Genomic DNA, 5,200 nt, shown 5'->3' with positions numbered 1-5,200 from the left:
TATGGGGCAGGATGGGGCCCGGCGGCACCCCCTCGCCGCCGTGACTCGGTCCACCCCCCTGACCGAGTCCGCGCGGCCCCCGTCCTCCCACCCGACGGGGGCCGCGCCCTTTCATACGGGCTGCCTTCCTGGACTCCTTCATTGAGCCGAGCGGTCGGATCAGAGGATTCATCCACAGGTTGAAGGTCATACGGCCGTCAATCGAGCTTGTTATCCACAAATCGATGCTTGGTAGTGCGAACGTACGCGTCCTGCAGCGATCGTTGTTCTGTCTCCACCCTCGATCTGGTACAGGCCCGCCTCGGAGGTAGCCCATGCTCCGCCCATCGACCAATCGTTCGCGACACACTGACGTGTCCCCTTACTCGTCCACGCCCCGTCCACTCGTCGTCACCGCCGACGATGCTCTTCTCGACGACCTCTTGCGCCTGGCTGCCGCCGCCGGAACAGACGTCGACGTCGCGCATGACCCCGGGTCCGCACGGGCCGTGTGGGCGTCGGTACCGATCGTCATAGTCGGCGCGGACCAGGCCGAAGGTCTGGCACACCTGGCACCTACCCGGCGGCACAGCGTCTACCTGGTCAGCCGCGACCGTACGGACCCGGCCGCATGGAGAAGTGCGGTGGACCTCGGCGCGGAGCGGGTCGCTGTCCTTCCGGACGACGAGTCGTGGCTCGCCGATCGTCTGGCCGACGCCACCGAGGGAGAGACCGGCAATGCCCTGGTCGCCGGTGTGATCGGAGGCAGAGGCGGAGCCGGCGCGTCCGTCCTCGCGACCGCCCTGTCCGTGACCGCATGCCGGCGTGGCTTGTCCACCATGCTGGTAGACCTCGATCCGATCGGTGGCGGCCTCGACCTCGCGATCGGCGCCGAGGAGACCGTGGGCCTACGCTGGCCCGATCTCGCTGGGAGCCGGGGCCGGCTGAGTGCACGAGCGCTGCGTTCCGAACTACCGGGCCGGCACGGGCTCACGGTCCTCTCCTGGGACCGTGGCGACCTCTTCGCCGTCGCCGCGGAGTCCGCACAGGTGGTGCTCGCCGCCGCACAACGTGCGTGCGACTTCGTCGTCCTTGACTTGCCGCGCAGGCTCGATCCCGCCGCCGAGAAGGCCGCATCGGCGTGCCTCACGGTCCTGCTCGTCGTACCGGCTGAAGTCCGCGCCGTGGCCGCCGCGTCACGGGTCGTCGCCAGCCTGACACCCCTGGCGAGCGACCTCCGCGTGGTCTCCCGAGGGCCGTCCCGTTCCAGGCTTGGCGGTCCTGACGTCGCCGCGGCCCTCGACCTCCCCCTCGCGCTGCACATGGCGGCGGAGCGACGGCTGACCGACCATCTTGACCGCGGTGAACCACCCGGGCTACACGAACGCGGCCCGTTGGCGGTCGCGTGCAATCAGATCTTGGACGACCTTCTCTTCGACCACCAGATGAGCGCGCCATGACAATCGTCACGTCGAAGCAGCACATCGTCGACGAAGACCTCCTGGACCGGGTACGCAGCGTCCTCGCTACGACGGTGGAGGAAGTGACACCGGCCCGAGTCGCGGCGGCGTTACGGTCTGCCGGTGCGACCCTGGGCGATGCGGCCCTCCTCGAGGTCACTGACACGCTCCGGGCGGAGATCTCAGGCACCGGGCCGCTAGAACCGCTCCTACACCAGCCGGGGGTCACCGACGTACTGGTCAACGGCCCGAACAACGTGTGGGTCGACTGCGGCAGCGGACCAGAGCGAACGCCGGTACGGTTCCGTGACGCGCATGCGGTGCGCCGCCTGGCACAACGTCTCGCATCCGCGGCCGGTCGCCGGCTCGACGATGCCGTGCCTTTCGTCGACGCTCGAATGTCCAGCGGAGTACGCGTGCACGCGGTGCTGCCTCCCGTTGCCCCGGACGGTCCGCTGATCTCCCTGCGAGTGCCCGCGCGTCGTGCTTTCGGCCTCACCGACCTCGTCGAGCAGGGCAGCGTTCCGGAAAGGCTCGTCCCGTGGCTCACGGCGCTCGTCCGCGCCAGGCTGGCGTTCATCGTCAGCGGCAGCGCTGGCTGTGGCAAGACGACCGTGCTCGGCGCCTTGCTGGCACTGGCCGACCCTCAGGAGCGGATCGTTCTCATCGAGGATTCCGGCGAGCTCCGGCCCGACCACCCACACGTCGTCCGCCTCGAGAGCAGGGCGGCCAACGTGGAGGGCACCGGCCACGTCGGGCTGGACGATCTGGTCCGGCAGGCATTGCGGATGCGCCCGGATCGCATCGTCGTCGGAGAAGTCCGTGGCGCGGAGATGGTGGACCTCCTGGCCGCTCTCAACACGGGACACGAAGGCGGATGCGGGACGTTGCATGCCAACTCCACTGACGACGTACCAGCCAGACTCGAGGCGCTGGGCATCGCCGCAGGCATGCGCCGCGACGCCGTTCATGCCCAGGCCTGTGCGGCATTGGATCTCGTCATCCATCTCGTTCGCGAACGTTCCGGGCCACGCCGGCTGGCCGCGGTGGACGTGGTCAGCCGGGACGCCGGCGGATGGCTCGAGACATGCCGGGCCTTCAGAGTCGACGGCGATGGACGGCTCTGTGAAGGACCGGGTCGGCCCATCCTGGCCGAGCGGCTTCGCCAGCGCGGCTGGTGTCCGTAATGCGCCCGCTGGCGATCTGTCTCGCCGCGGTCGCCGCGGCATTGCTCCCCGGCGGCCGGCCGGATCTGCTCTCCATGCGTCTCGGCATACGCCGATCGAGCGACACTGGGCTGAGCAATCCGAACAGTCGCCGGGCTCTTCCCGGTTCCCGCCTGGTCTGGGCTCTTCTGGGCGGAACCATCGGCGCGGCCGCTGGTGGCCTCGCAGCTCCCCCTGGCGGTGCCGTCATCGGCGGGCTGGTGACTCCGGTCGTCGTGCTGTCCTGGTTCCGACGGCGATCGCGGCTGCAGCGACGCGGACGTGAATCCGCGGTGTCGGACGCATGCCTGGCACTCGCATCCGAACTGCAGGCTGGGCTGCCGCCGGAGCGAGCGATGGCGGCGGTCGCTCAGGAATGGCCGGATCTGTTCGGCTCCGCAGCCGGCCGAGCCGCCATCGGGGGTGACCCGGCCCAAGCGTTGCGGGTCGCCGCCACAGAGCCCGGCGCGGAGCCGCTGACGGCCGTCGCTGCGGCATGGGAGGTGTCGGCACGAACCGGCGCAAGCCTCTCCGCCGCGCTCACGGCCGTGACGGACTCATTGCGCGCAGAGGCGGCCGTGCGCCGGGAGGCCGACGCCCAGCTGGCGGCCGTCCGCTCAACCGCACGGTTGCTCGCCATGTTGCCGGCCGCGACGTTGCTCCTGTTCTCTGCTGGTAACGGCGCGCCCCTGGATTTCCTGCTCCGGACGCCGCACGGCATGGCCTGCATCATCGGCGCGCTCGTGTTCGTAGCCGCCGGGCTCTGCTGGGTCGAATACACGTCTCGGCTCTCTGTCCGCACGCCATGGTCATCGTGAATCCGCCAGTGGATTCCCGACGGATCGTTCCCGGCCGGCTGTCATGCTGAGCTTCGCAGCGATCATGGCCGCCGGCGTCGCCGCGGCATTCTTCATCGGCCCGGCGCCCGCGAAGGCACGGATGATGCATGTCGTCCCCAGACGCACCGGGCGTGCAGACCGCGGGTCCGGATACCGCACGGGTCCCCCGGAACATCCAGGGCGAGGATCCGACCCGAGCGGAACCGCCCTGGGCACCAGCCCCGACGGTCTGCTGTCCTCAGCACGCGGTCGCCTGCTGGCAGCACTCTTGGCCGGGCTCGGCTGCTCGCTGATGGTCGGCGGAGTGACAGGCATGATCGCCGGGCTCGCTGCCGGTATCGGCGCCTGGTACGGCATCGGACGGCTCGAGCCGGTGGCCGAAAGGCGCGCACGCGAGCAGGTGGAGGCACAGCTTCCGTTGGCCGCCGACCTCCTCGCCTCGGTGCTTGCGGCAGGGTGTCCGCCGGACCGAGCAGTCGAACACGTCGGCAGGGCATTGGGGGGAGCCCTGGGATCGCTCTTCGTCGCCGCGGCAGCGTCCGCGCGTGTCACCACCGACTCCGCGCGTGCCTGGTCCGTCCTGACCGGGCACCCGGCCCTCATGCCACTGGGCCGCGCGCTGGCGTCGGCGGCGTCCCGTGGCACATCACCGGTCCCCGCGCTGGAACGTTCGGCTCAGGACGCTCGTGACCGGGCACGATGGTCGGCTGAGACTCGGAGCCGGTCGCTCGGAGCGCGAGCCGCAGCACCTCTCGGACTGTGCTTCCTGCCTGCCTTCGTGCTGGTAGGGATCATCCCCATCATTGCCGGCTCAGGAATCCTCGCGAACTGACGCCGCATCTTCTGGCCTCCCGTATCAGGACGTTCACGAAGCGTCACGCACCTTATCCACATCTCAAACGGCATCCACCTAGGTTATCCACAATCGCAGGTGAGACGATGCAATCGAACGTGAACATGCGTAAAGATTGCCATAGCGACGCACCAGCGTCGCTCCGTACCGGTCGGTCGCCGGCATTCGGGAGGTATCCATGGGCAGAATCATCGGGCGGATCCGCCGCGGCGGTGAAGACGGAATGACCACTGCGGAGTACGCCGTCGGGACTGTCGCGGCGTGTGGTTTCGGAGGGGTCCTGTACCAGATTCTGAAGAGTGACTCCGTTCGGGGCATGGTCGAGAACGTCCTTGAGCAGGCGTTCTCGGTCTTCGGCGGATGACAGCCGCCCTTGGGCGCCGGCGGGTTCGTTCCCGCCGGCGCCCGGCTCGGACACCGCTCGGCAGAAGGCCGGAGCGAGGTATGGTCACCGCTGAACTGGCGGCGGCCCTCCCCGCCCTGGCGCTCGTGATGGTGATGGCGATATGGGTCATCGGCCTCACATCTGTGCAGCTCCGGTGCAGCGACGCTGCACGTGAAGCGGCCCGTGCCGCAGCCCGCGGTGAGGATATGTCGACCGTGCGCGAGATCGCCGAGGCGGTCGCCCCCGACGAGGCGCAGATCGATATCGCCCACGCCGACGGGCTGGTCACGATCGAGGTGCGAGCCACCTTAGAGGCACCGCCACCGTTTGGTACCACTCTCAGCCCCACCGTGAGCGGCAAGGCGATAGCCCTGGAGGAACGGCCATGAGCCCGCGATATCGCCCCCGTCACGCTGCGGCAAGTAAGAGCGTGCGTCGGGAGCTCGGCGCAGGATCGGTGCTGATCATCGGTGTCATCG

At 69.2% G+C, this 5,200-nt stretch carries 6 protein-coding genes; all 6 read left to right on the top strand.

The window, feature by feature from the left end; genetic code table 11:
* The first annotated feature begins 353 nt into the window (after positions 1-353).
* The 6 genes from ssd (at position 354) to ELR45_RS13150 (ending at position 5,110) form a co-directional block, all read left to right on the top strand.
* Complete coding sequence (gene ssd / locus ELR45_RS13175; protein WP_205856537.1) at positions 354-1,439, top strand: septum site-determining protein Ssd; 1,086 nt, start codon at positions 354-356, stop codon at positions 1,437-1,439.
* Positions 1,436-2,626, top strand: a complete 1,191-nt coding sequence (locus ELR45_RS13170) for a TadA family conjugal transfer-associated ATPase (RefSeq protein ID WP_129666657.1) — start codon at positions 1,436-1,438, stop codon at positions 2,624-2,626. Before ssd ends, ELR45_RS13170 begins: the two co-directional genes overlap by 4 nt.
* Entirely contained in the window at positions 2,626-3,462 is an 837-nt protein-coding gene (locus ELR45_RS13165) for a type II secretion system F family protein (protein WP_129666654.1), read from the top strand. The genes ELR45_RS13170 and ELR45_RS13165 overlap by 1 nt, the downstream gene beginning before the upstream one ends.
* Positions 3,463-3,505: 43 nt before the next feature.
* On the top strand, positions 3,506-4,315 hold the full coding sequence (locus ELR45_RS13160) for a type II secretion system F family protein (RefSeq protein ID WP_129666651.1): 810 nt from the start codon (positions 3,506-3,508) through the stop codon (positions 4,313-4,315).
* A 199-nt stretch (positions 4,316-4,514) separates the two neighbouring features.
* Positions 4,515-4,700 (top strand): DUF4244 domain-containing protein, encoded by a 186-nt coding sequence (locus tag ELR45_RS13155; RefSeq protein WP_129666648.1) that lies wholly within the window; start codon positions 4,515-4,517, stop codon positions 4,698-4,700.
* A gap of 80 nt (positions 4,701-4,780) precedes the next feature.
* Complete coding sequence (locus tag ELR45_RS13150) at positions 4,781-5,110, top strand: TadE family type IV pilus minor pilin (RefSeq protein ID WP_129666645.1); 330 nt, start codon at positions 4,781-4,783, stop codon at positions 5,108-5,110.
* Positions 5,111-5,200: the final 90 nt, after the last annotated feature.

Origin of the sequence: Phytoactinopolyspora endophytica (assembly GCF_004138495.1) — a bacterium.
Taxonomy (GTDB): domain Bacteria; phylum Actinomycetota; class Actinomycetes; order Jiangellales; family Jiangellaceae; genus Phytoactinopolyspora; species Phytoactinopolyspora endophytica.
This window is presented reverse-complemented; position numbering and strand designations above follow the sequence as displayed.

Excerpts from the sequence above, each read along its gene's own strand:
- ELR45_RS13170 (WP_129666657.1), top strand. The coding sequence starts at position 1,436 with ATGACAATCGTCACGTCGAAGCAGCACATCGTCGACGAAGACCTCCTG.
- ELR45_RS13165 (WP_129666654.1), top strand. The coding sequence starts at position 2,626 with ATGCGCCCGCTGGCGATCTGTCTCGCCGCGGTCGCCGCGGCATTGCTC.
- ELR45_RS13160 (WP_129666651.1), top strand. The coding sequence starts at position 3,506 with ATGCTGAGCTTCGCAGCGATCATGGCCGCCGGCGTCGCCGCGGCATTC.
- ELR45_RS13155 (WP_129666648.1), top strand. The coding sequence starts at position 4,515 with ATGGGCAGAATCATCGGGCGGATCCGCCGCGGCGGTGAAGACGGAATG.
- ELR45_RS13150 (WP_129666645.1), top strand. The coding sequence starts at position 4,781 with ATGGTCACCGCTGAACTGGCGGCGGCCCTCCCCGCCCTGGCGCTCGTG.